Raw genomic sequence first — 24,616 nt, 5'->3', positions numbered from 1 at the left:
AGCCAGCCTAACGGGCCGATTCGAAGGTGTCAGGGGACAGGGAGGCGCAATCCTGCAGGAAGATCCCGCCGTCCTGGACACCATGTCCAATCCGACCCGCTGTGTTCGCCATCAGCCCATATGCGGGTGAACATACGTGGTCGGCGGGACGAAGGTCTCCTTGATCGACCGCGCCGAGGTCCAGCGCAGCAGGTTCTGGGCGGCGCCGGCCTTGTCGTTGGTGCCGGAGGCCCGGCCGCCGCCGAACGGCTGCTGGCCGACCACCGCGCCGGTCGGCTTGTCGTTGATGTAGAAGTTGCCCGCCGCGAAGCGCAGCTCCTCCACCGCCTGTGCGATGGCGTAGCGGTCCTGCGCGATCACCGCACCGGTGAGGCCGTACGGCGCGCCCGAGTCCACCCGTCGCAGGACGTCTTCCCAGCGGGAGTCCTCGTAGACGTGGACGGCCAGGATCGGACCGAAGTACTCGGTGCGGAAGATCTCGCCCCGGTGGTCGGAGGAGACCAGCACGGTGGGGCGGACGAACCAGCCGATCGCGTCGTCGTACTGCCCGCCGGCCGCCAGCTCCACCGTCGGGTCGGCCTTGGCCCGGTCGATCGCGTCGCGGTTCTTCTCGAAGGCGCGCCGGTCGATCAGCGCGCCCATGAAGTTGGACAGGTCGGTGACGTCGCCGACGGCCAGCGCGTCCACCTCGGCCAGGAACTCGTCCTTGATCGTCTGCCAGAGGCTGCGCGGCAGGTAGGCCCGGGAGAGCGCCGAGCACTTCTGGCCCTGGTACTCGAAGGCGCCGCGGATCAGCGCGGTCCGCACGATCGCCGGGTCGGCCGAGCGGTGGGCGAGCAGGAAGTCCTTGCCGCCGGTCTCGCCGACGATCCGCGGGTACGTCCGGTAGCCGCCGATGTTGGCGCCGACGGTCTGCCAGAGCGACTGGAAGGTGGCGGTGGAGCCGGTGAAGTGCAGCCCGGCGAGGGCGGGGTCGGTGAGTGCCACCTGGGAGAGCTGCTGCCCGTCGCCGGTCACCATGTTGATCACCCCGGGCGGCAGGCCGGCGGCCTCCAGCAGGCGCATCAGGTAGTACGCGGCCAGGGTCTGGGTGGGCGCCGGCTTCCAGACCACGGTGTTGCCCATCAGGGCCGGCGCGGTCGGCAGGTTGCCCGCGATCGCGGTGAAGTTGAACGGGGTGACCGCGTAGACGAAGCCCTCCAGCGGGCGGTGGTCGGTGCGGTTCCACACCCCGGGCGAGGAGATCGGCTGGTCGGCCAGGATCTCGCGGGCGAACCGCACGTTGAACCGCCAGAAGTCGATCAGCTCGCAGGCGGAGTCGATCTCGGCCTGCTGGACCGTCTTGGACTGGCCCAGCATGGTGGCCGCGTTGAGGGTCTCCCGCCAGGGGCCGGCCAGCAGGTCGGCGGCGCGCAGGAAGACCGCCGCCCGGTCGTCGAAGGACAGCCCGCGCCACTCGCGCCCGGCCGCCAGCGCCGCGTCCACCGCGGCCCGGGCGTCCTCCCGGGTGGCGTTGCCCAGCACCCCCAGCTTCGCCGCGTGGTGGTGCGGCTGGACGACCTCGATCCGCTCGCCGCCGCCGAACCGCTGCTCGCCGGCGATGGTCATCGGCAGCGGGATCTGCTCGGCGGCCAGCTCGTCCAGCCGGCGCACCAGCCCGGTCCGCTCCGGGCTGCCGGGCGCGTACCCGTGCACCGGCTCGTTGCCCGGGGTCGGGACCTGGGTGACTGCGTCGATGGGCATGGCGGCTCCGCTCGTCGTCCTGATGGCCTGGCGTCAATCCAGACTGACGAGCGGAGGGCCGGTTCGCCCGCTCGGACACGCCACCGGTGGACGTGGTTCGCGCCACGTCCGGGCGCCGGGCCACCGGACGCCGGGCTACCGGGCCGGACTCAGCCGACCAGGCTCGCGGCCAGCTCGACGGCCTCGGCCAGGCTGTCCACCACCGGGACGCCCACCGGCTCCAGCTTCGCCCGGGTGTGCGAGCCACCGGTGTACAGCACCGCGTGCGCACCCGCGCTCAGCGCCGCCAGCGCGTCGTCCGCGGCGTCGCCGATCAGCACCGTGCGGGCCGGGTCCACCTGTTCCCCGAGCGCGGCCAGGTGCCTGGCCAGGTGCTCCGCCTTCTGGCCACCGGCGGGCCCGCTGCGGCCGTCCACCCGGAGGAAGTGACCGGTCAGGCCGAAGCCGTCGACCACCGGCAGCAGCTTGTGGTGCTCGTACATCGACAGCAGGGACTGGCTGTGCCCGGCCTCCCCCCAGCCGCTCAGCAGCTCCAGCACGCCCTCGGTCAGCCCGCACGCCACGCTCAGCTCCAGATAGCGGTCGTGGAAGACGTCGTCGAGCCGCAGCCACTCGGCGTCGGAGGGCATCCGACCGAGCAGCCGCTGGTAGAAGCGGGGAATCGGGATCTCGTACTGCTCGCGGTACTCCTGCATGGTCATCGGGCCGATGCCGATGGTCGCGAACGCGGCGTTGCTCGCGCCGAGCACCGCCTCCATGTCGTGGAAGAGCGTGCCGTTCCAGTCCCAGACGATATGAGTGCGCACGCAGGGAACGGTAACCCCGGTCACCGACGAAGCGGTACGACGGGGTGGCCGGGGCCCGGCGGGCGGGCGGCGCGAGGCGGGCCGCTCAGGCCGCCCCGGGCCGGGCTCAGGGCAGCAGGGCGGCGATCTCCTGGGTGGCGAACCAGAGCAGCTCGTGGTCCTCGGCGCCGTCCACGGTGAACTGGGCGTCCTGATCGCCCTCGTCGGCCGCGGCGACGGCCGCGACCGCCGCCTCGACGTCCGCGACCACCTCCTGGTCGGCCACGTCCGCGTGCACCGCGGCCGCCTTCGCCAGCCGCACCGGCCCGGCCAGCACCACCCGGCCCAGCGAGGCCTGGTCCTGGTACTCGTCGCCGGGGAACGGCCGCACCGCGGAGTCGGCGACGTCCAGCGCCACCACCACCCGGCGGCGCGGCGCCTGCGGGTCGGCGGCCAGCAGCCGCAGCGAGGACTGCGCGGCCCGGTTCAGCGCCGCGTACTCCAGCTCTTCGAGGTCGTCACTGACGTACCACTCGCGCAGCGCGGGGGTCACGGCGTACGCCGCGGACTGCTCCAGGGCGCCGCCCGGGTGCGCCGCTGCCAGGCCGGTCAGGGTGGTGGGCACGTACACGCGCATCGGTGGCACTCTCCGGTTCGTCCAGCGGCACAGCTTCCAGCGCCCCAAGAATAAGCGCCGGGGTGGCATCCGTGATCACGCGCTCACTCCCGCCCGCACCGCCGGCTCCCGGCGACGGCGCCGCGCACCGCCGGTGCCGCCGGGAACCGGGCCGGCCGGCGGCCCTGCGGCGTGCCGGACACGGCCGCCGACCACCCGGGGCGCCGGCCGGATCACCGCACGCGAGGGGACCGGGCGCCCCCGGCGGCCGGGCACGCCCTCGACCCGAGCACGCGCCCCCGGCCGCCACGACCCGCCGCACGCGCTGCCCCCACCGGCGACCGCCCGCGCGCGGGCCGGATCACCGCACGCCGTCCAGGGCCGCCCGGCTGGTCCGCAGCGCGCTCTCCAGCACCGCTCCGCGGCGGGCCGGGTCCATCATGTTCGGGCCCATCACCGTCAGGTCCGCCAGGGTCGGCGCGAGCAGGTGCACCCGGACGCCGCTCGCCCGCAGCAGCCGGGTCTCCCGCATCAGCTGCCTGGTCACCGCCCGGCGGTAGCGGCCGACCAGCTGGGCGAGCACCCCGCGCGGGCGGTCCCGGGCGCGCCACTCGCGCAGCGCCACCACGGTGCCGCGACCGGGCTCGGCGCGCCCGCGCGGGTGCAGCCGCAGCGCCATCGGGGCGAGCACGAACACCTCGTCCAGACCGCGGCCGAGCATCAGATCGGCGTTGGTGGCCGACCAGCAGCCGCCGTCCACGTACGCCGAGCCGTTCACCCGGACCGGGGCGAACCAGCCGGGGATCGCGCAGGAGGCCATCACCGCGTCGGCGACGGCGGCGGCCGGCGCGCCCGGATCGCCGAAGACCACCCGGCGGCCGCCGCGGTAGTCCACCGCCGCCACCCGCAGCGGCGAGCCGGCCGGCCAGCCGTCCCCGCCCAGCAGACCGCGCACCAGCTCGCCGACGGGCTCCAGCGAGCCGCGGCCGTGCGGCGCCATCGCCGACACCATGGTCAGCAGCGGGTACTCGCGCGGGTGGCGGACGGCGTCCCGCAGCAGGCCCGGCGAGCCGATGCCGGCGCGCGGGCGCGGGGGCAGCGCCCCGCCGACCGCGGTCTCGTAGTCGAAGGCCACCCCGGCCAGCGGGCCGTCCGGAATCGGCAGACCGCGCTGGTGGTCGCGGAGCTCGCCGGTACCGACCCCACCGGCCAGCATCGCGGCGAGGATCGCGCCCGCCGACGTCCCGAGCACCACCTCGGCGCCGCCCGGCCGCCAGCCGACCGCCTCCTCGACGGCGCAGAGCGCGCCGACCGTCCACGCCGCGCCCAGCATCCCGCCACCGCCCAGCACCAGGCCGCGCCGGGGCCGGCCGTCGGCGGGCGGCGCCGACGACGACGCCCGTGTCTGCGCTACCCATGTCGTCATGCCGGCCGCCTGTCCTCGTCGGGGCGCTGTCGTGGTCCGTCCTCCACGGTTCCCGGACCGGCTCCGATCGTGCGCGCCCAGGGCCAGGCGGCGCAACGTCGCGCCCGGCGGGCGCGCCGCCCGTCCCGACGGTGCGGGGTGTCCCCTTTCGGGCCTTCCCGCTGGCCCCGGTACGTCAACCGGGCGCCCTCCCGACGGGCCCGGCGGCCCTTGCGGCACCGGGTCTTTCACCCGGATAGGTGAGACCGCGGGCGGGCCCGCCGGATGCGCCGAACCCGCTTGCCGCCCCGCGCGGCACCGGGCTACCAAGGACCCGTCCGTACCCGCACCAACTGCCCGGGAGGGCCCCATGACCACCAGCCCGGTCCCCGCCGCCGCCCAGCCCGCCCCCCGACCCGCCGGGCCGACCGCCGTACCGCCCGGCGGCCACGGTGGCCGGCCCGTCCGCCCCTCGGCCCACCCGCACCGGCCGCACCACCCCACCGCCCGGACCGGCCACCACCCCTACGACGGCCGGCGACCGCGCCGGCCCCGGACCGCCTGCGCCGCCCCCGCCGCCCCGGGCCCCCACACCGGGCTGAGCACACGGTTCGCCCACCAGCTGGTCGAGGTGCTCACCGGCGCCCGGCCGTCCGGCCAGCTGATGCGGCACACCAGCCTGGACGGCTACGGCCAGCTCGCCTCGCTCGTCCGGATCGGCATCCTGCGGCGCGGCGGCGCCGCCGACCGGCCCCGGCTCGGGCCGGTGCACGACCGGTCGCCCTCGCCCGACGCGATCGAGGCCTGCGTCCGGGTCGACCTCGGCAGCCGGCACCACATGGTGGCGTTCCGGCTGGAGCAGCGCGGGGCGGCCGGGCAGTGGCAGTGCACCGCCGTGGAGGCCCGGTGAACCCGCCCGGCGCGACCGTCCCGTCGCACCGCCCCCGGTCCCGGACGGGCGCCGCACCGGGCCGCGGCGGCCGGCCCGCACCAGGTGCCCCCGGCGGCTCCCGCGACGGCGCCACGCGGCCCGCACGGGCCGCGTGGACCCCGCGGTCCGACCCCGCCCCACGGTCCGACCGGCCCGCCGACGCCGTGGGCAGCGGCACCGGCGCAACGGCGCAGGGCGCCACCCCCCTGCGGGAGTGGCGCCCTGCGTGGCGGCGGACCGGGCGGACCGGCCCCGCCTCAGCTCTTGCGACGGCGGCCCTTGGCCGACTTGGCGGCCTTGCGGCGCTCGGCGCGGGTCAGCCCGTCGCCCTCGTCCTCCGGCGCGAGGTCCTCGAAGTCACCCTCGACGACACCGCCACCGACCTCGTCCGAGGGGGCCGTGTAGTGCAGCCGCTGCGGCTTGGGGGCCTCCAGGCCCTTGGCCTTGATCTCCGGACGGGCGGCGTCCTTCTCCAGCTTGTCGAGCAGCACCTCGGCGTCCTCGACCGGCACCTCCTCGACCTGCTGCTCGACCTGGACCTCCAGGTTGAACAGGTAGCCGACGGACTCCTCCTTGATGCCCTCCATCATGGCGGTGAACATGTCGAAGCCCTCGCGCTGGTACTCGACCAGCGGGTCGCGCTGCGCCATGGCCCGCAGGCCGATGCCCTCCTGGAGGTAGTCCATCTCGTAGAGGTGCTCGCGCCAGCGGCGGTCCAGCACCGAGAGGACGACCCGGCGTTCCAGCTCGCGCATGATCTCCGCGCCGAGCTGGTCCTCGCGGGCGCCGTACTGCCCCTGGATGTCCTCCTGGATGACCTTGGTGAGGAACTCCGGGGTGAGTCCGGCCGTGCCGCCGGCGTCCTCCTCCAGCTGCTCCAGGTCCAGGGTGACGGGGTAGAGCTGCTTCAGCGCCGTCCAGAGCTTGTCGAGGTCCCAGTCGTCCTCGTAGCCCTCGCCGGTGGCCGCCTTGACGTACGCCTCGACGGTGTCGTCCATGAAGTGGCCGACCTGCTCCTGCAGGTCCTCGCCCTCCAGGACGCGGCGGCGCTCGCCGTAGATGACCTCGCGCTGGCGGTTCAGCACCTCGTCGTACTTGAGGACGTTCTTGCGGATCTCGAAGTTCTGCTGCTCGACCTGGGTCTGCGCCGAGGCGATGGCGCGGGTGACCATCTTGGACTCGATCGGCACGTCCTCGGGCACGTTGGCCATCGAGAGCACGCGCTCGACCATGCCGGCCTTGAACAGGCGCATCAGGTCGTCGCCGAGCGACAGGTAGAAGCGGGACTCGCCCGGGTCGCCCTGACGGCCGGAACGGCCGCGCAGCTGGTTGTCGATCCGGCGGGACTCGTGCCGCTCGGTGCCGAGGACGTAGAGGCCACCGGCCGCCTTGACCTCGTCCTGCTCCGCCTTCACGGACGCCTTGGCCTTCTCCAGCGCGGCCGGGAACGCCTCCTCGTACTCCTCCGGGGTGTCCACCGGGGTGATGCCGCGCTGGGCCAGCTCGGCCGCGGCGAGGTGGTCGGAGTTGCCGCCGAGCATGATGTCGGTGCCACGGCCGGCCATGTTGGTGGCGACGGTCACGGCGCCCTTGCGGCCCGCCTGCGCGACGATCTGCGCCTCGCGCTCGTGGTGCTTGGCGTTCAGCACCTCGTGCGGGATGCCGCGCTTGCGCAGCTCCTGCGACAGGTACTCGGACTTCTCCACCGACACGGTGCCGACCAGCACCGGCTGGCCCTTCTCGTGCTTCTCGGCGATGTCCTCGACCACGGCGGCGAACTTGGCCGGCTCCGACTTGTAGATCAGGTCGGGCTGGTCGATGCGCAGCGGGTCCCGGTTGGTCGGAATGGGCACCACGCCGAGCTTGTAGATCTGGTGGAACTCGGCGGCCTCGGTGGTACCGGTACCGGTCATTCCGGAAAGCTTGTCGTACAGGCGGAAGAAGTTCTGCAGGGTGATGGTGGCCAGCGTCTGGTTCTCGTTCTGGACCTCCACCCCCTCCTTCGCCTCGATCGCCTGGTGCATGCCCTCGTTGTAGCGGCGCCCGGCCAGGATGCGGCCGGTGTGCTCGTCGACGATCATGACCTCGCCGTTCATCACGACGTAGTCCTTGTCCCGCTTGTACAGCTCCTTGGCCTTGATGGCGTTGTTCAGGAAGCCGACCAGCGGGGTGTTCACCGACTCGTAGAGGTTGTCGATGCCGAGGTAGTCCTCGACCCGGGTGACACCCTCCTCCAGCACGCCGACGGTGCGCTTCTTCTCGTCGACCTCGTAGTCGCGCTCGATCTTCAGGCGCTGCACCAGCTTGGCGAAGTCGGCGTACCACTTGGTCGCCTGGTCCGCCGGGCCGGAGATGATCAGCGGGGTACGGGCCTCGTCGATGAGGATCGAGTCGACCTCGTCGACCACCGCGAAGTTGTGGCCGCGCTGGACGAGTTCGTCCTTCGACCAGGCCATGTTGTCGCGCAGGTAGTCGAAGCCGAACTCGTTGTTGGTGCCGTACGTGATGTCCATCGCGTACTGGCGCTTGCGCTCGGCGGGCGTCATGTTGCCCAGGATCACGCCGACTTCGAGGCCGAGGAAGCGGTGCACCCGGCCCATCCACTCCGAGTCGCGCTCGGCGAGGTAGTCGTTGACCGTGATCAGGTGGACGCCCTTGCCGGTCAGTGCGTTGAGGTAGGTGGGCAGGGTGCCGACCAGGGTCTTGCCCTCACCGGTGCGCATCTCGGCGACGTAGCCGAAGTGCAGCGCGGCGCCGCCCATGATCTGGACGTCGTAGTGCCGCTGCCCGAGCACTCGCCGGGCGGCCTCGCGGACGGTCGCGAACGCCTCGGGGAGGATGTCGTCCAGGGACTCACCGTCCGCGATCCGCTGCTTGTACTCGTCGGTCAGCGCGCGCAGCTCGGCGTCGGTGAGGTTGACGAAGTCCTCTTCGATGGAGTTGACCTGGGCAGCAATCCGCTGCAGCTTGCGAAGGATCTTGCCTTCGCCGGCGCGCAGGATCTTGTCGAAGACGGACACTTGAGCGGGCTCCTTGCCTGTATTGGCACTGGACGACTGCACGACGGGTTTACCCCACCGCACGGGCCATCGTATGCGAGGAGTCCAACACCCCGGGAGGTGCGTCAGCACGCTATTCCCGTGTCACCCGTGCGGGCACATGGCCCGATAGCATCGCCCACCGGGGCAAAACGGTCAGCTGCCCGGGCGGTTGAGCGGTCGAGCCGGTTATTCGGATGCCCGGTTTCCTTTCTGCACGGAATAATCCGTTCATGGCAGAGCACCCCGAACCCACCGCGCCCGACTCCGTTCCGGGCCTCCTGGTCACCGAGCGGCTGTTCCTGCGACCGCCCCGGGAATCCGACCTGGACGCGATCTTCGAGGCTTGCCAGGACCCGGAGATCCAGCGCTGGACGGTCGTTCCCAGCCCGTACCGCCGCGAGGACGCGGAGTACTTCGTCAACGACCTGGCCGTGAACGGCCGTCGCACCGGCGAGAACCTCGTCTGGTGCGTGGTCGAGCGCGCCGGTGGCGCCCTGGTCGGCGCCCAGGGGCTGGTCCGCGTCCCGGGCAGGCCGGGGACCGCCGAGGTCGGCTGGTGGGCCACCCGGGAGCACCGCGGCCGCGGGTACACCGTCGAGGCCGCCCGCGCGGTCGCCCACCACGCGATCACCGAGCTGGGCCTGCGCCGGCTGGAGTGGACGGCGTACGTGGGCAACGAGGGCTCCCGCGCGGTCGCCGAGAAGGTCGGCTTCCGCTTCGAGGGCACCCTGCGCTCGTACGCCGAGCAGCGCGGCGAGTTCCGCGACTCCTGGGTCGGCGGGCTGCTCGCCACCGACCTCGCCACCGACCTCGCGGACTGAGCGGCCCGTACCCCGACTCCGTACCCCGGCTCCGAGGCCCCGCCCCGCCGCCGGCGGCCGCCGACCACGCCCCGGCACCCGGTCCTTCCGGGCCGGGGCGTTGTCGGTGCCGCGGTCTACGCTCGCCGACATGACCGTCATGACTCCCGCCACGACCCTCGGCGCCGACGAGGCCCGCCGGATCGCCCTGCGCGCACAGGGCCTGCTCGGCGCGCCGGACCGCCGGGGCGGCGTCCGCGGAGTGCTGCGCCACCTCGGCGCCGTCCAGCTCGACACCATCTCGGTGCTGGCCCGCTCGCACGAGCTGGTCCCGTACGCCCGGCTCGGCGCCGTCGGCCGGCCCGCCGTCGACGCGGCCTACTGGGCGTCGGGAGCGAGCTTCGAGTACTGGTCGCACGCGGCCTGCATCCTGCCGATCGAGGAGTGGCCGCTCTTCGCGTTCCGCCGCCGGCGCTACCGCGAGCGCGCCCACGTCTGGGGCATGCAGGTGGACGCCGCCACCTACCGCGCCGTCCTGGCCAAGCTGCGCGACGAGGGGCCGCTCACCTCGACCGAGCTGGGCGGCGCCAAGAAGACGGCCGACTGGTGGGACTGGTCCGACACCAAGATCGCGGTGGAGCGGGCCCTGGCCTTCGGCGACGTGGTCTGCACCGAGCGCCGGAGCTGGAAGCGGGTCTACGCGCTGGCCGAACAGGCCATCCCCACCGAGCTGTTCGAGGCGGAGCCGACCGACGAGGACTGCCTGCGCACCCTGGTCGCCCAGGCCGGCGCCGCGCTCGGCGTGGCCACCCGGGCCGATCTGCTCGACTACCACCGTCTGAAGGCCGAGCAGCTGGACGCGGTGCTCGCCGACTCCGGCCTGGTCCCGGTGCGGGTCGCGGGCTGGGGCCCGGCCGGCGCCCCCGCCGCGGCCTGGGCCGATCCGGCCGCACTCGCCACCGCCCCGCGCGGCCGGCACCGCACCACGCTGCTCTCGCCGTTCGACTCGCTGATCTGGGACCGCTCGCGCACCGAGCGGATCTTCGGCATGACGCACCGGCTGGAGGCCTACACCCCCAAACACAAGCGGGTGCACGGCTACTTCGCGATGCCGCTGCTGGCCGGCGGGCAGCTGGTCGGCCGGGTCGATCCGGCCCGGGCGGGGGGCACCCTGGTGGCCCGTCAGGTCTCGCTGGACTCCGCGCGGCACGTCGGGGCGCTGGCGACCGCGCTGCGCGAGGCGGCCGCGTGGGTGGGCTGCGACAGCGTCCGGGTGGAGGCGCTGCACGACGAGGCGTTGCGCCCGGCGCTGGAGAAGCTGCTCGCCGACTGAGCCGGCACCGGGCCCGCGACGGGCTCCGCCGTCACCCTATTTCGAGGATCTTCTCCCGCATCGCGTAGACCACGGCCTCCATCCGGGAGTGCAGCTGGAGCTTCTCCAGGATGTTGCGCACGTGGTTCTTCACGGTGTTCTCGCTGATGAACAACTCCTTGGCGATCTCCCGGTTGTTCATCCCGGTCGCCACCAGCTTCAGCACTTCCAACTCCCGGTCGGTCAACCGGGGTGCGGGCACGAGGTCCCGGTCGTCGGAGCGGCGCTGGATCATCGACTTGAACTCGGTGAGCAGCTTGGAGGCCATCGACGGGCTGATCTGTGACTGGCCGTCGGCGACCGCCCGGATCGCGGTGGCCACCTCGTCGGTGGAGATCTCCTTGAGCAGGTACCCGGTGGCACCCGCCTTGATCGCCTCGTAGAGGTCGGCTTCCTCGTCGCTTATCGTCAGCATGATGATCTTGGTGCTGGGGGCCACGTCCTTGATCGCGGTGCAGGCCTCGATCCCGCTGCGACGGGGCATCCGAACATCCATCAGAATGATGTCGGGCAGCAGGTCGGCGGCCTTGAGCACGGCCTCCGCGCCGTCCCCCGCCTCACCGACGACGGTGATGTCCTCCTCCTCGGCGAGCACGATCTCCAGGCCGCGGCGGAACAGCGCGTGGTCGTCCACCACCAGGACGCGGATCGGCTCCCTCCGGCGCGGGGCGTAGTCGAGGTCCTCCCCCGACCCTCGCGCCACCCCCCCGACCGGCCCCGCACCGGGCCCCAGCCCGAAGTGATCCCCCATCCGCTCCTCCCCCGTCGCCGGTCGTCGTTCGCCAATCATTCCACGCCGCGGACGTCCTCCGGTCACCCTCCGATGCCGATTCCCTCGCACCGGGTGACCTCCCGGCGCCCGGAATCGGCCGGTCACCGGCCCGGACCGGCCCGGCACCCGCTCCGGAGCAGCCCCGAACGCCACGGAACACCCCCGAACGCGCCCGGAACGCCCCCCGAACGCCGGTGACCCCGGCGGCAGCGCCACCGGGGTCACCACTCCCACACCGCTCGGACGGTCAGTCCTCGTCGTCGGCGCCGCCGATGGCGCCGCCGGCACCGCCACCCGGCCCGGTCGTTCCGTCGGCCTTCAGGTGGATGACTCCGTAGTGGTAACCGTGCCGGCGGTAGACGACGCTCGGCAGGCCGCTGTCCTTCTCCACGAACAGGTAGAAGTCGTGGCCGACCAGTTCCATCTCGTAGAGCGCCTGGTCCAGCGCCATGGGGGCGGCCGGGTGGGTCTTCTCCCGGACCACCAGCGGGCCTTCGCCCTCCACTTCCAGGGATCCCATCATGGTCTTGCGGACGGCCCCGTTGGTCTCGTTCTCCGGCTTGGTCGTCTCGGGCAGCGCGGCCAGGGCCGCGGTCGCCTCGGCGACGCTGATGGGAGTACGGCCGTTGCCGCCCTTGTGCACCCGGCGCCGGTCCGCGGACTTGCGCAGCTGCGCGTCGAGCTTCGCCGAAGCCAGGTCGAGCGCCGCGTACGGGTCGCCGGCGGCGGCCTCGGCCCGGATCACCGGACCGCGGGTACGGAGAGTGATCTCCACCCGCTCGGACCGGTCGGCCTGACGCGGGTTGTGCTCCTTGGACACCTCGACGTCGAGGCTGATCACCTTGCCGTCGAACTTCTGGACCTTCTCCAGCTTCTCGGCCACGTGCTCGCGGAACCTCTTGGGCACCTCGGTCTTGCGGCCCTTGACGACGATGTCCACGCAGAACTCCGATCCCTCGTGCTGACGCCGATCCGGGTGCTACCGGATCGGGCTGAGACCCAGCCGGACCAGCCAATTCGCTGCTGACCCTCCACCTCCGCCGCGAGCGACGAAAGCGACTGGCCCTCACCTCACTTCCTCCCCACCAGGGACGGTTGAAACCCCCTGGAGCCTCATCGAACACCTCACACGGGGTTTTCGCCTCCCCAAACGGGAATACGGGTACGACCCGAGGCGGTGGGCTGGCGGTCAAGCTGTTGCACCCTGTCTACCCTCTTGCGAGTGAAGCATGGGTAAATACCTGGACAACACCCCCCGTACGGCGCATCCTGTGCTCACTCTCCGTGCCTGCCGCCGCCAGGAGCAGCCGTGCCGCCCACCGCCGTCCCCACCCGTCCACGGTCCGCCCAAGGGCCGTTCGGCCACGCACTGGCCGGTCTGCTGGAGGTGCTGCTGCCCGCCCGCTGCGCCGGCTGCGGCGCCGACCGCACCCAGCTCTGCCCGGCCTGCCGGCACGCCCTGGCCGCCGCCCGGCCCGGCCCCACCGCGCTGCCCTGGGTGCACGCCGCCGCCTCGTACGCCGGACCGGTCCGGCAGCTGCTGCTCGCCCACAAGGAGCGCGGCGTGCTGCACCTCGCCGGGCCGCTCGGCGAAGCACTCGCCCTGGCCGTGCGCTCCTCGCTCGGGCCGCGCGCGGGGCTGAGCCCGCTGCTGCTGGTCCCGATGCCCTCGGCCCGTTCCGCCGTCCGCGCCCGCGGGCACGATCCGACGCTGCGGCTGGCCGGCGCGGCCGCCCGGTCACTGCGCCGGGCCGGAGTGGACGCCAGGGCGGCGGCCCTGCTGCGGCACACCCGGCCGGTCGCGGACCAGGCCGGCCTCACCGCCGCCGAGCGCCGGCGCAACCTGCACGGCGCGCTCACCGTCCTGCCGCGGGCGGACCGCCGGCTGACCGGCCGCCGGCCGGTCCTGGTGGACGACCTGGTGACCACGGGGGCCAGCCTCGCCGAGGCCGCTCGGGCGCTGGCGTCGGCCGGGCTCCCGCCGAAGGCGGCCGCCACCGTCGCGGCCGCCGTCCCGCACCGGCCCGCCGGCCGGGTGCACCACCCCTGCGGCGGGCCCCCGCCCCCGGTAGCCCCGGACCAGCTCGGACGAAGGCGGGACCGGACCGCCCGCTCAGCCGGGATAGACGAAGCCGGGACCGGACCGCCGGCTCAGCCGGGATAGATGAAGGAGGACGCCCGGAAGTTCAGGACGAGCTCACGCCACTGGCTGTTGACCAGCCGGTAGATCTTGCCGTCGGTGCCCTGCCGCGCGAGCACCGGCGGAGCCTGGTCCATGGTGTCGGCGGGCGCCTCCGAGGCCTGGGCCGAGGCCATCCCCTCGCCGCCCTGAGGCGGGGCCTCGCTGCTCTGCGAGCCGTCCGTACTGATGTAGTGCAGCTGCTGGAGGCGGCCCTTCTCCTTGCCCAGCACCAGCAGCTGGTCGGCCTCCGCCCAGGACACCGAGGAGACCTCGGTGATCGCGGGGGCCACCCGGCGCAGTCCGGTGATCCGCGCGGTCGGGGCGTCCTTGGTGCCGCCGTGCACCACCAGACCGAGCCAGAGCGACTGCGCCCCGCGCTGGTCCTTGAACACCAGGGCGATCCGGACGGCGTCCGAGGAGATCTTGAGGTCCTGCAGCACCTGCCCGTCGGGGCTGTCCACCGGCACCGTGACCGGGGGCTGGTTGCCGCGCACCATCACCACCCGCCGGTTCTGCGGGTCGCGGTCCACCACCCAGAGGTCGCCGCGGCCGTCCCAGCTGGGCGAGGTCAGGCCGTCCTCGTCCTTCTGCCCGGTGCGGACGGGGGTGGTGAGCACCGGCTCGGGCATGGCCTGCACGCCGTCCGCCAGCGGCACCGTGTAGAGCTGGTGGCCCCTGCCGCCGATCGCCGCGGCCCGCTCGCCGTCCCGGGCCACCGCGATCGTGCCGAGCGGGTCCCGGCCGGCCGGTTGCGGACGGCCCAGCGGGCCGCGCACCGGGCTGCCGTCGCCGGTCTCCTGAGCCTCGGTCAGGACGCCGTTGTCGGCCCGCTGGAAGAACTGCCGCTGGGAGCCGGCCCCGGTCAGCGCGCCCGGTCCGGTCTGCGGGAGGTCGCCGCGGGTCGCCTGGCAGCCGCTGTTGCGCGGGCCCTTCAGGTCCAGCCTGTCCACCTGCCCCTTGCCCTGGTCGGCGAGGGTGTAGAAGAGCTGAGTGGCCATCCGCTTGCAGAGCATCGCGCCGCCGAGGTCGACACCGGTGAGCACCACGTGGGCGGTGCGGGCCTCGTCGACGCTCACCCGCTCGACGGCGGTACCGGTCGGGAAGGCGCTCCGGGCCACCGGCGAGAGCCAGTCGGACGGCCCGGCGACCACGGCCCTGGCGGCCGAGGTCAGCGGGTCTATTCGGCGCCGCAGGTAGATCGGGTCGGCGATCAGCACGGCCGGGGAGCGCAGCGTCGCGGCCGCGGACGGGTCGTCGGCCGCGTAGAAGAAGCGGTCCACCTGGCGGTAACTGTTGCGGAAGTTGGTTTCGTTGATGAGCAGGCCGTCGGGCAGCGCGTCGATCCGCCACTCGCCGCTCTTCTTGTCCCGGACGAACGAGAACTGGAAGTCCACGTCCTTCTGGCCGTCCAGGAAGGTGTACGAGTGCTTGGCGTCCACCTCGGCCACCACCATGCCGGACACCGGGACGGCGAAGGAGGTGTCGGCCTCGGTCAGGGTCTGGACGGGCAGCGACGGGGTCGCGGAGAGCACCTGGATGCGCTCGTCCGGCTTCCACTTCGCCGCCGCTTCCTCGGTGAGGTACATCCGGGCGGTGTCGTAGCTCTCGTCCGCCGTGACGGCGTCCAGGAACCCGGCCAGCAGGTCGCGCGGCTTGGCGCCCTTGTCGGGCGCCTTCGGGAAGACCCTGACCTGCAGGTTCTTGTCCACCGAGTCCTGCGCCAGTTCGACCTTGCTGACGCCGCCGGAGTCCGGCATGGCCGCGCAGCCGCCGGCCAGCAGGGTGCCCAGCACCACGCCGGCCACCGCGGCCAGCCGCGGCTCAGTCCCGCTCGTCCCTCGCACGCTGCGACCCCTCCGTGTCCGTCCCGGCCGTGCCGTGCCCGGCCTCCGCCGGGCCCGGTTCCGCCGTCCGCTGTGCCACCGACGGCCAGCCGGGCGTCGGGTCCACCATCACCTGGGCTCCGGTGGCACCGTACCCGGCGCCGGCGGTCCGGACGTCCGAGGGGTCGGCCCGCGGGCCCTGGGGCAGCCGGCTGGTGCCGAGGCCAGGGCCGATGCTCAGTACGCCGCCGAGGCCGCTGCCGAACCCGCTGCCCCCGGAGCCCTCCGGGGTCTCCGGGACGGCCGGCTCGTCGGTGGCGGTCAGCGCGGTGGCGCCGCCCGGCCGGATCGCCCGGCGGTACGGCACGCCGTACGAGCCGAGGCCCCGGTTGTTGCGCGAGTCCTCCGGCTCCAGCCGGAACGGTGCCCGGTTGATGTCGCCGCCGCGGGTGCGCGGCAGGGTGAGCCGGAAGTGCGAGCCACCGCCGGGCTCGCCCCAGGCCTGCAGCCAGCCGCCGTGCAGGTGCGCGTCCTCGACCGCGATGGACAGCCCGAGGCCGGTGCCGCCGGTGGTCCGCACCCGGGACGGGTCGGCCCGCCAGAAGCGGTGGAAGACCCGGGACGCCTCGCCGGGCTTGAGCCCGATGCCGTAGTCGCGCACGCCGACCGCGACGGCGCCGTCCGCCGAGCCCAGCCGGACCACGACGTCCCGGCCCTCGCCGTGCTCCAGCGCGTTGACCACCAGGTTGCGCAGGATGCGCTCGATCCGGCGGGAGTCGACCTCCGCCAGCACCGGTTCGCCGTCGCCGCGGATCACCACGGCGCTGCCCTTGGCCTGGGCCAGCGGGTCGGCGGCCTCCACCACCCGGGTGACGATCTCGCGCAGGTCGACCGGCTCGGCGTCCAGGATCGCGGCGCCGGCGTCGAAGCGGCTGATCTCCAGCAGGTCGGCGAGCAGCGACTCGAAACGGTCCAGCTGGCCCTGGAGCAGCTCGGCCGAGCGGGCCGCCATCGGGTCCAGGTCCTCGCGGCTGTCGTAGATCAGGTCGGCGGCCATCCGGACGGTGGTCAGCGGGGTGCGCAGCTCGTGCGAGACGTCGGAGACGAACCGCCGCTGCACCCGGGAGAGCTCCTCCAGCTGGCGGATCTGCGCCTGCAGCGCGTTCGCCATGCGGTTGAAGGACTCGCCGAGGCGGGCGATGTCGTCCGTCCCGGTGACCTTCATCCGCTCTTCCAGGTGGCCCGCGGCCAGCCGCTCCGAGATCCCGGCGGCCATCCGGACCGGGGTGACCACCTGGCGCACCACCAGCCAGGCGATCCCGCCCATCAGGATCACCACGAAGACCCCGGCCGTGGCGAGGGTCCCGGTGACCAGGTCGAGGGTGTCCGTCTCCTGGCCGAAGGAGAAGATGTAGTACAGCTCGTAGGAGACGCCGTTGGGGCCGGTGAACTGCATGCCGATGGCCAGTCCGGGCTCGGTCCGCCCAGCGCCGTCCACACGGTGGATCCGCGTCGGCTGGTCGAAGATCTGGCCGGGCTCCGCCGAGACCCTGGCGCGCAGCGTGTCGGGGATGCTGACCGGCGAGATGTCACCGGTGTAGCGCGGTCCGAGGCCGGCCGTCTCCGGCGAGACCGTCTTGCCGCCGCGCACCACCGCGATCACCGAGTAGACGTTCTGGCCGCTGGCCGCGAGGTCGCCGACCTGGTTGAGCAGCCAGGTACCGGTCTCCTCGACGGCCTGGTCGGCGGGTGCGCCGACCTTGAGCCGCAGGTCCTTGGCCTCGTCGATCTTCTTCTGCTCGGTCTGGAAGCCGGCCCGGGCCTGGCTGTGCGCCGAGTCCCGCTTGGTGCCCAGCAGCCCGTTGCGCACCTGGGCCACCACCACCACGCCCAGGACCAGGACCACCACGACGGAAAGCATCAGGGTGGCCGCGACCACCCGCAGCTGGATGGAACGGCGGTACAGCGCCGAGACCCGGTGCAGGGGCCGGCGCAGCTGACGGGTCACCGGCGCGAGCAGTGCGGCGGGCCCGCGACGGCGGCGGCTGCGCGTGGTCGAGCTCAGCACGTCGCCGCGCACGGCGGAGCCCCCGTCGGTCGAGGACTCCGACGGGGTGTCGTCAGCCTGGTACGTCACGTCAGCTGGGTCCGGCCTTGTAGCCGACGCCACGGACGGTCACCACGATCTCGGGACGCTCCGGGTCCTTCTCGATCTTGGACCGGAGCCGCTGGACGTGGACGTTGACCAGTCGGGTGTCCGCCGCGTGGCGGTAGCCCCAGACCTGCTCCAGCAGCACCTCCCGGGTGAACACCTGCCAGGGCTTGCGGGCCAGTGCGACGAGCAGGTCGAACTCCAGCGGGGTCAGCGGGATGCCCCGGCCGTCCCGCTTGACGGAGTGGCCGGCCACGTCGATCACCAGATCGCCGATGGTCAGCTGCTCGGGAGTCGGCTCCTCGGCACGGCGAAGTCGGGCACGTACCCGGGCCACCAGCTCCTTGGGCTTGAACGGCTTGGTGACATAGTCATCGGCACCCGATTCCAGACCGACCACGACGTCGACCGTGTCGGTCTTCGCGGTCAGCATGACGATCGGGATGCCGGACTCCGCCCGGATCTGCCTGCAGACATCGATGCCGTCCCGTCCGGGCAGCATCAGGTCCAGCAGGACCAGATCGGGCTTGGTCTCCCGGAACGCGGCTAGTGCCTTGTCCCCATCCGCGACGAAAAACGGCTCAAAACCCTCACCACGCAGCACAATGCCGAGCATCTCGGCCAGTGCGGAGTCGTCATCAACGACGAGGACGCGTCCCTTCATGCGTCCATCTTCTCATTACCGGATTGTGACCTGCCGCACAGCAGTCCCTTTGCTCCAGAACGGCCAAGTGGCAGCCCGGCGAATTCCGGCCATACCGGACGAATGACCTGGCCCGAACCGGCCCCTCCGGCCCCACCGGTCACCCCCGGGCCGCGTCCGGACCGCGTCCCGCCCGCCCGACGGCCTCCCGTTGCCGTTCAGCAACCGGATACCCCTGGGGGCCGTCCGACCACCATGGCACGATGGGCGCTGCGCGCGGGTGAAGATCCACCCGGCCCCGCGAACCCTGACGCCCCTCCGAGGAGCAGTGATGACCGACACCCCGGGCTGGGCCTCGCCCAGCTCGTCCGAGCCGTCCCGCGACGACAACCGGCCCCCGGCCGACACGTCCGCCGCCGCGCCCGGGCCGTCGGTACCACCCCAGGCCGCGCCCCCCGCCTGGGGCGCCGGCTACGGCGGCCCCGGACCGGGCGGCCCCCAGTACGGCGGCCAGGGCCCGCACGGCCCCCACGGCCCCCACGGCCAGTACGGCTGGGGCGCCCCGGTCAGCCCCAAGCCGGGCATCATCCCGCTGCGCCCGCTCGGCCTCGGCGAGATCCTCGACGGAGCCGTCTCCACCATCCGCACGCACTGGCGCACGACGCTCGGCCTCTCGCTCGGCGTCGCCGTCGTCGAGCAGGCCGCCGTCACCGGCACCCAGCTGACCGTGCGGGGCGACACCGGCGACCTCACCCCGGTGATCTCCGCCCTGGTGAGCCTGCCGGTGACCATGCTGCTCAGCGTGGTCGCCGCCGCCCTGCTGACCATGGTGGTGAGCCGCGCCATCCTCGGGCAGTCCGCCACCATCCGCGACGCCTGGCGGGACGCCCGCCCCCGGCTGCTCCAGCTGACCGGCCTCACCCTGCTGACCGCCCTGATCGGCGCCGGCGTGGTGCTGGTCGGCTTCGCCCCGATGATCGGCTACCTGCTGACCGGCGCGGACGAACCCGCCATCGCGGGCCTGCTCTTCGTGGTCGGCCTGCTCAGCATCCCGGTCGCGATCTGGATCTGGATCCAGCTCAGCCTGGCCGCCCCCGCCCTGATGCTGGAGAAGCAGGGCGTCATCACGGCGCTCTCCCGTTCGCGCCGGCTGGTCCGCGGCTCCTGGTGGCGGCTGTTCGGGATCAACCTCCTCAGCCAGGTCCTGGCCGGCATCGTCGCCGGCATCATCAGCGTGCCGTTCACGATCGTCGGCCTGGCCCTCGGCTTCGACGACCTCGTCGGCCAGGTCGACGCGGGCGACCCGGCCACCCTGCCCACCGCCGTCCTGATCACCACCGCGATCGCCGGCGTGATCGCCTCCACCGTCACCATCCCGTTCACCGCCACCATCGGCGTGCTGCTCTACGTCGACCAGCGGATCCGGCGCGAGGCCCTGGACATCGAGCTCGCCCGCGCCGCGGGCCTGACCGAGTACGGCGGCACCGGCTGGGGCGACCAGGCCGGCCAGAACCCGGCGAGGCTCTGAACCGGATGCCGAACTGGGGGGAGAGGACGCTGGCGGCGAGCGGCGCCCCGGTCACCGTTCCACGTGACCCGGCCCGTGACGCCGCCCGCGACGAACTGCTCAACGCGGAGTACCACCGGCACGACCCGAGCCTGCAGCAGCGGGTCTACGACTGGGTCATGGACCGGATCGACGACGCGCTCACCACCATCGCCGGCGACGGCACCAGCGGCACCACCGGACTGATCCTCTTCCTGGTGATCGCCGTGCTGATCGCCGCCGCCCTCTGGTGGCGGTTCGGCGCGCCCAAGCGGGCCGCCCGCACCGTGCTCGACGTCTTCGGCACCGCCGGACCGCGCAGCGCCGACCAGTACCGGGCCGACGCCGAACAGCACGCCGCGGCCGGCCGGTGGACGGAGGCCGTCCGCGAGCAGATGCGCGCCCTCGTCCGGGCCCTGGAGGAGCGCACCCTGCTCGACGCCCGGCCCGGCCGCACCGCCGACGAAGCCGCCGCCGAGGCCGGCCGGGCCCTCCCGGCGCACGCCGACGCCCTCCGCGCCGCGGCCCGCACCTTCGACGACATCGCCTACGGCGACCGCACCGCCGACCGCACCGCGTACCAGCTGCTGCGCGACCTCGACCAGACCCTGGAACGCGCCCGCCCGGCGTTCGCCCCGGCCGCGGGAGGAGCGGCATGACCAGCCCCACCCCCGGTCCGGCCGCTCCGCCGGCCCCCGGCGGGCCGCCGCCCGCCGCACCGCCCGCACCCGCCGCCGCACCGCCGTCCGCCGCACCGCCGCAGACCGCGCCCGCGGCCGGGCCCCCCGCGGCCGGCAGCCTCGCGCCCACCGGCCGCGGCCTCTGGCACCGCTCCCGCTGGTACCTGCTCACCGCCGTGCTCCTGCTGCTCGCCGCCGCCGTGCTGGCCGGGCTCAACCAGGACCGCCGCTACCCCCCGCTCGACCCGCGCTCCTACGACGCCTCCGGCTCCCACGCCGTCGTCGCGCTGCTCCAGCGCCAGGGCCTCGACGTCGACGTCACCGCCGACCTCCCCGCCCGCTCCACCGGCAACGACACCCTCGTCGTCCCCGAACCCGACCTGCTCGGCCCCGACCAGCTGCGCGCCCTCGCCGCCGCCCGGCACGGCCGGCTGGTCCTGGTCTCCCCCGGCCCCGCGGCCCTCAGCGCGCTCGCCCCCGGCGTCCGCCCCTCCGAGGAGGGCGGCGGCGCCCCCTACGCCGCCGTCCGCAGCACCGCCGCCCAGTGCGCGCTCACCGAGGCCGTCCGGGCCGGCACCGCCCACCTCGGCGGCCTGCTGTACACCGCCGGCAGCCGCGGCGAGGGCTGCTACCCGCGCGGCCACGGCTACCCGCTGGTCGCCGTCCGGACCGGCCAGGGCACCGACGTCGTCGTCCTCGGCAGCGGTGACTTCCTCAGCAACGAGCTGATCAAGAAGGACGGCAACGCCTCGCTCGCGCTCGGCCTGCTCGGCTCGCAGCCCCGCCTCACCTGGCACCTGCCGGACTACACCGCCCCGCTCGGCGACAGCGTCGGCGACAAGCGGTTCACCGACTACATCCCCGACGGCTGGCGCTGGGCCGCCGTCCAGCTCGGCATCGCGACCCTGCTGGCCGCGCTCTGGCGGGCCCGCCGGCTCGGCCCGGTCATCAGCGAGAACCTGCCCGTCGTGGTCCGCGCCGCCGAGACCACCGAGGGCCGCGCCCGCCTCTACCGCCGGGCCAGGGCCCGGGGCCGCGCCGCCGACGCCCTGCGCCGCGCCGCCGCCCACCGCCTCGCGCCCGTCCTCGGCGTGCCGCCCACCGGCGGCGCACCCGACGCCACCGCGCTCTGCGCGGCCGTCCTCGACCGCCTCCCCGACCGACCCGCCGGGGACGTACGGGCCCTCCTCTACGGCCCGCCCCCGACCGACGACGCCGCGCTGCTGCGGCTCGCCGACGACCTCGACGCCCTCGAAAGGCAGGTACGGAAGCCGTGACCGAACAGGCCACCGCCACCCCCGTCTCCACCCCCGGCACGGCGACCGGCACCCCCGGGACCACCGACGACCCGCGCCAGGCGCTCACCGCCCTGCGCGCCGAGATCGCCAAGGCCGTGGTCGGCCAGGACGCCGCCGTCACCGGCCTGGTCGTCGCCCTGCTCTGCGGCGGCCACGTGCTGCTGGAGGGCGTCCCCGGCGTCGCCAAGACGCTGCTGATCCGCACCCTGTCCACCGCGCTCAGCCTGGACACCAAGCGGATCCAGTTCACCCCCGACCTGATGCCGGGCGATGTCACCGGCTCCCTCGTCTACGACGCCCGCACCGCGGAGTTCTCCTTCCAGCCCGGCCCGGTCTTCACCAACCTGCTGCTCGCCGACGAGATCAACCGCACCCCGCCGAAGACCCAGGCCGCCCTGCTGGAGGCCATGGAGGAGCACCAGGTCACCGTCGACGGCTCGCCCCGCGCGCTGCCGGCCCCGTTCCTGGTCGCCGCCACCCAGAACCCGGTCGAGTACGAGGGCACCTACCCGCTGCCCGAGGCCCAGCTCGACCGCTTCCTGCTCAAGTTGATCCTGCCGCTGCCCGACCGCGACCAGGAGTTCCAGGTCCTCGCCCGGCACGCCGGCGGCTTCGACCCGCGCAACCTCGCCGCGGCCGGCGTGCGCCCGGTCGCCGGCCCCGAACACATCACCGCCGCCCGCGAGCAGATCGCCAAGCTCACCGTCTCGCCCGAGGTGCTCGCCTACATCGTCGACCTCTGCCGGGCCACCCGGCAGTCCCCGTCGCTCTCGATCGGCGTCTCGCCCCGTGGCGCCACCGCCCTGCTCGGCGCCTCCCGCGCCTGGGCCTGGCTGGCCGGCCGCGACTACGTCACCCCCGACGACGTCAAGGCACTCGCCCTGCCGACCCTGCGGCACCGCGTCGCGCTGCGCGCCGAGGCCGAGATGGAGGGCGTCACCGCCGACTCCGTCATCCAGGCGGTCCTGGCCCAGACGCCCGCCCCCCGCTGACCGCCCGCCCCGCCCCGCTCACGAAGGAGCGCAACCGCATGGCCCTCACCGGGCGAACCGCCCTGCTCGCCGCACTCGGCGCGCTCGTCGTGGGCCTGCTCCTGCCGTCCTGGGGCGGGATCGCGGCCGTCACCGGCACGGTCCTGCTCGCCGTCGTCGTCGACCTCGTGCTCGCCGCCCCCGTCCGCAGCCTGCGGATCACCCGGGGCGGCGACACCACCGTCCGGCTCGGCGAGCCGGCCACCGTCGAACTGACCGTCACCAACCCCAGCGGCCGCCCGCTCAGAGGTCGCGTCCGCGACGCCTGGGCCCCGTCCGCGTGGCGGCGCGGCACCGAGATCGCCGCCTCCCGGCACACCCTGCGCATTCCCGGCCGCGAGCGGCGCCGGGCCACCACCGTGCTCACCCCGACCCGGCGCGGCGACCACCACGCCCAGCGGGTGACGGTCCGTTCGCTCGGCCCGCTCGGACTGGCCGGGCGGCAGGGCTCGCACCTCGTCCCCTGGGCGGTCCGCGCCCTGCCGCCGTTCAACAGTCGCAAACACCTGCCGTCCCGGCTCGCCCGGCTGCGCGAACTCGACGGCCGCACCTCCGTCCTGACCCGGGGCCAGGGCACCGAGTTCGACTCCCTGCGCGAGTACCTGCCCGGCGACGACATCCGTTCCATCGACTGGCGCGCCAGCGCCCGCCGGAACACCGTCGCCGTCCGCACCTGGCGCCCCGAGCGCGACCGGCACATCCTGATCGTCCTGGACACCGGCCGCACCTCCGCCGGCCGCGTCGGCGACGCACCCCGCCTGGACGCCTCGCTCGACGCCGCGCTGCTGCTCACCGCGCTCGCCACCAAGGCGGGCGACCGGGTCGACCTGCTCGCCCACGACCTGCGCAAGCGCGTCTCGGTGGCCGGCCGCTCCCCCAGCGAGATCCTGCCGGCCTTCACCAACGCGATGGCCGTCCTGGAACCGGCCCTCTACGAGACCGACATGCGCTCGCTGGTGGCGACCGCGCTCAAGATGGCGCCGCACCGCTCCCTGATCGTCCTGCTCACGGGCCTCGACGCGGCCCCGGTCGAGGACGGGCTGCTGCCGCTGCTCCCGCTGCTGACCAAGCGCCACGAAGTGGTCCTGGCCTCCGTCTCCGACCCCCACCTGGACGAACTGGCCACCGGCCGCGGCACCGTCGAGGCCGTGTACGGCGCGGCCGCCGCCGAGCAGACCCGCGCCGACCGCCGGCTCACCGCGGACCGGCTCACCCGGCACGGCGTGACCGTCCTGGACGCCCCGCCGACCGCGGTGGCCCCGGCCCTCGCCGACACCTACCTCGCCCTCAAGGCCGCCGGCCGCCTCTGAGCCCCCCCCCCCCCGGCCGTGCGGCCGGTGTGAGACCGCATGACTGAGCCCCCGCCACGGATGTGGCGAGGGCTCAGTCGTACGCCTTGCCCGTGGACGGACGTCCGGTCAGCGGGCGCCCTGACGACCGCTTCGGCTGCTTCGGCCGCTTCGGGGAGGGTCTCTGTCCCTGGTCCCCTGTGGTAGCCACTAACCGCCCTCTACTCTGCCGGCGGTCGAGCGAGGAGGCCTGCCTGCCCCCAGGCCTGCCTGCCCCCAGGGCTTGCTGTCGTCTCTCGCCACCGGCGCCTGGTGACCCCGCAACGAAGTGCCGCCTGCGGCCCGAAGCTTGCCCTTATGGTCCCCGGCGAGCCGCAGCCACCCACCGCGAATGCCGCCGGAGAATGCCCCTGGAAACGCAAAGAACCCCCCGATCCTTACGGACCGGGGGGTTCTTTGGAATGATTGTTCGGCGGCGTCCTACTCTCCCACAGGGTCCCCCCTGCA

The 24,616-nt window shown here is 73.9% G+C and carries 19 protein-coding genes; 9 read left to right on the top strand and 10 right to left on the bottom strand.

What is annotated here, in order from left to right; translation table 11 throughout:
• Positions 1-111: 111 nt before the first annotated feature.
• The 4 genes from pruA to ABZ497_RS28140 form a co-directional block, all read right to left on the bottom strand.
• Entirely contained in the window at positions 112-1,737 is a 1,626-nt protein-coding gene (gene pruA, locus ABZ497_RS28155; RefSeq protein WP_359809230.1) for an L-glutamate gamma-semialdehyde dehydrogenase, read from the bottom strand.
• Between the two features lie 155 nt (positions 1,738-1,892).
• Positions 1,893-2,549 (bottom strand): HAD hydrolase-like protein, encoded by a 657-nt coding sequence (locus ABZ497_RS28150; RefSeq protein ID WP_329487896.1) that lies wholly within the window; start codon positions 2,547-2,549, stop codon positions 1,893-1,895.
• A gap of 106 nt (positions 2,550-2,655) precedes the next feature.
• Entirely contained in the window at positions 2,656-3,165 is a 510-nt protein-coding gene (locus ABZ497_RS28145; protein ID WP_329487897.1) for a hypothetical protein, read from the bottom strand.
• A gap of 340 nt (positions 3,166-3,505) precedes the next feature.
• Entirely contained in the window at positions 3,506-4,570 is a 1,065-nt protein-coding gene (locus tag ABZ497_RS28140) for a patatin-like phospholipase family protein (RefSeq protein WP_359809208.1), read from the bottom strand.
• A 349-nt stretch (positions 4,571-4,919) separates the two neighbouring features.
• On the opposite strand from ABZ497_RS28140, the gene ABZ497_RS28135 reads away from it, so the two are divergent.
• Positions 4,920-5,459 (top strand): Rv3235 family protein, encoded by a 540-nt coding sequence (locus ABZ497_RS28135; protein WP_359809206.1) that lies wholly within the window; start codon positions 4,920-4,922, stop codon positions 5,457-5,459.
• 278 nt (positions 5,460-5,737) lie between these two features.
• Here ABZ497_RS28135 and secA read toward each other — a convergent pair whose 3' ends face one another.
• On the bottom strand, positions 5,738-8,500 hold the full coding sequence (gene secA, locus ABZ497_RS28130; RefSeq protein ID WP_329487900.1) for a preprotein translocase subunit SecA: 2,763 nt from the start codon (positions 8,498-8,500) through the stop codon (positions 5,738-5,740).
• Positions 8,501-8,751: 251 nt separating this feature from the next.
• Here secA and ABZ497_RS28125 point away from each other — a divergent pair, with 251 nt between their 5' ends.
• Together ABZ497_RS28125 and ABZ497_RS28120 are read left to right on the top strand one after the other, a co-directional pair.
• Positions 8,752-9,342 carry a GNAT family N-acetyltransferase gene (locus ABZ497_RS28125; RefSeq protein WP_359809204.1) on the top strand — a complete coding sequence of 197 codons (591 nt, stop codon included), beginning with the start codon at positions 8,752-8,754 and terminating at the stop codon, positions 9,340-9,342.
• 130 nt (positions 9,343-9,472) lie between these two features.
• Positions 9,473-10,654 (top strand): crosslink repair DNA glycosylase YcaQ family protein, encoded by a 1,182-nt coding sequence (locus tag ABZ497_RS28120; protein WP_359809203.1) that lies wholly within the window; start codon positions 9,473-9,475, stop codon positions 10,652-10,654.
• A 31-nt stretch (positions 10,655-10,685) separates the two neighbouring features.
• Here ABZ497_RS28120 and ABZ497_RS28115 read toward each other — a convergent pair whose 3' ends face one another.
• Positions 10,686-11,444, bottom strand: a complete 759-nt coding sequence (locus tag ABZ497_RS28115; RefSeq protein WP_329487903.1) for a response regulator transcription factor — start codon at positions 11,442-11,444, stop codon at positions 10,686-10,688.
• 268 nt (positions 11,445-11,712) lie between these two features.
• A complete protein-coding gene (gene raiA, locus ABZ497_RS28110; protein ID WP_329487904.1) occupies positions 11,713-12,405 on the bottom strand; it encodes a ribosome-associated translation inhibitor RaiA in 693 nt (230 codons plus the stop codon).
• Between the two features lie 450 nt (positions 12,406-12,855).
• On the opposite strand from raiA, the gene ABZ497_RS28105 reads away from it, so the two are divergent.
• A complete protein-coding gene (locus ABZ497_RS28105; protein ID WP_359809228.1) occupies positions 12,856-13,629 on the top strand; it encodes a ComF family protein in 774 nt (257 codons plus the stop codon).
• Here ABZ497_RS28105 and ABZ497_RS28100 read toward each other — a convergent pair.
• The 3 genes from ABZ497_RS28100 to mtrA all read right to left on the bottom strand — a co-directional run bounded on the left by ABZ497_RS28100 (position 13,617) and on the right by mtrA (position 18,286).
• On the bottom strand, positions 13,617-15,491 hold the full coding sequence (locus ABZ497_RS28100; RefSeq protein ID WP_359809201.1) for an LpqB family beta-propeller domain-containing protein: 1,875 nt from the start codon (positions 15,489-15,491) through the stop codon (positions 13,617-13,619). The genes ABZ497_RS28105 and ABZ497_RS28100 overlap by 13 nt on opposite strands.
• Complete coding sequence (gene mtrB / locus ABZ497_RS28095) at positions 15,469-17,478, bottom strand: MtrAB system histidine kinase MtrB (RefSeq protein ID WP_359809226.1); 2,010 nt, start codon at positions 17,476-17,478, stop codon at positions 15,469-15,471. The genes ABZ497_RS28100 and mtrB overlap by 23 nt, the downstream gene beginning before the upstream one ends.
• A 130-nt stretch (positions 17,479-17,608) precedes the next feature.
• Complete coding sequence (mtrA, locus tag ABZ497_RS28090; RefSeq protein WP_030061806.1) at positions 17,609-18,286, bottom strand: MtrAB system response regulator MtrA; 678 nt, start codon at positions 18,284-18,286, stop codon at positions 17,609-17,611.
• Between the two features lie 310 nt (positions 18,287-18,596).
• Between mtrA and ABZ497_RS28085 the strand changes: the two genes are divergently transcribed.
• The 5 genes from ABZ497_RS28085 (at position 18,597) to ABZ497_RS28065 (ending at position 24,130) form a co-directional block, all read left to right on the top strand.
• Positions 18,597-19,793 (top strand): hypothetical protein, encoded by a 1,197-nt coding sequence (locus ABZ497_RS28085; RefSeq protein WP_359809199.1) that lies wholly within the window; start codon positions 18,597-18,599, stop codon positions 19,791-19,793.
• 5 nt (positions 19,794-19,798) lie between these two features.
• Positions 19,799-20,470, top strand: coding sequence for a DUF4129 domain-containing protein (locus tag ABZ497_RS28080; protein ID WP_359809197.1), 672 nt, complete (start codon positions 19,799-19,801; stop codon positions 20,468-20,470).
• On the top strand, positions 20,467-21,768 hold the full coding sequence (locus ABZ497_RS28075; RefSeq protein ID WP_359809195.1) for a DUF4350 domain-containing protein: 1,302 nt from the start codon (positions 20,467-20,469) through the stop codon (positions 21,766-21,768). The genes ABZ497_RS28080 and ABZ497_RS28075 overlap by 4 nt, the downstream gene beginning before the upstream one ends.
• A gap of 92 nt (positions 21,769-21,860) precedes the next feature.
• A complete protein-coding gene (locus tag ABZ497_RS28070; protein WP_359809224.1) occupies positions 21,861-22,781 on the top strand; it encodes a MoxR family ATPase in 921 nt (306 codons plus the stop codon).
• A 38-nt stretch (positions 22,782-22,819) separates the two neighbouring features.
• Complete coding sequence (locus tag ABZ497_RS28065; protein WP_359809194.1) at positions 22,820-24,130, top strand: DUF58 domain-containing protein; 1,311 nt, start codon at positions 22,820-22,822, stop codon at positions 24,128-24,130.
• Positions 24,131-24,616 lie beyond the last annotated feature (486 nt).

The organism is Kitasatospora sp. NPDC005751 (assembly GCF_040630835.1).
Classification (GTDB): domain Bacteria; phylum Actinomycetota; class Actinomycetes; order Streptomycetales; family Streptomycetaceae; genus Kitasatospora.
Note: the sequence above shows the minus strand (reverse complement) of the source record. Positions and strands in the feature narration are given on the sequence as shown.

Excerpts from the sequence above, each read along its gene's own strand:
- ABZ497_RS28145 (WP_329487897.1), bottom strand. The coding sequence starts at position 3,165 with ATGCGCGTGTACGTGCCCACCACCCTGACCGGCCTGGCAGCGGCGCAC.
- ABZ497_RS28140 (WP_359809208.1), bottom strand. The coding sequence starts at position 4,570 with ATGACGACATGGGTAGCGCAGACACGGGCGTCGTCGTCGGCGCCGCCC.
- ABZ497_RS28135 (WP_359809206.1), top strand. The coding sequence starts at position 4,920 with ATGACCACCAGCCCGGTCCCCGCCGCCGCCCAGCCCGCCCCCCGACCC.
- ABZ497_RS28125 (WP_359809204.1), top strand. The coding sequence starts at position 8,752 with ATGGCAGAGCACCCCGAACCCACCGCGCCCGACTCCGTTCCGGGCCTC.
- ABZ497_RS28120 (WP_359809203.1), top strand. The coding sequence starts at position 9,473 with ATGACCGTCATGACTCCCGCCACGACCCTCGGCGCCGACGAGGCCCGC.
- ABZ497_RS28115 (WP_329487903.1), bottom strand. The coding sequence starts at position 11,444 with ATGGGGGATCACTTCGGGCTGGGGCCCGGTGCGGGGCCGGTCGGGGGG.
- mtrA (WP_030061806.1), bottom strand. The coding sequence starts at position 18,286 with ATGAAGGGACGCGTCCTCGTCGTTGATGACGACTCCGCACTGGCCGAG.
- ABZ497_RS28085 (WP_359809199.1), top strand. The coding sequence starts at position 18,597 with ATGACCGACACCCCGGGCTGGGCCTCGCCCAGCTCGTCCGAGCCGTCC.
- ABZ497_RS28080 (WP_359809197.1), top strand. The coding sequence starts at position 19,799 with ATGCCGAACTGGGGGGAGAGGACGCTGGCGGCGAGCGGCGCCCCGGTC.
- ABZ497_RS28075 (WP_359809195.1), top strand. The coding sequence starts at position 20,467 with ATGACCAGCCCCACCCCCGGTCCGGCCGCTCCGCCGGCCCCCGGCGGG.
- ABZ497_RS28065 (WP_359809194.1), top strand. The coding sequence starts at position 22,820 with ATGGCCCTCACCGGGCGAACCGCCCTGCTCGCCGCACTCGGCGCGCTC.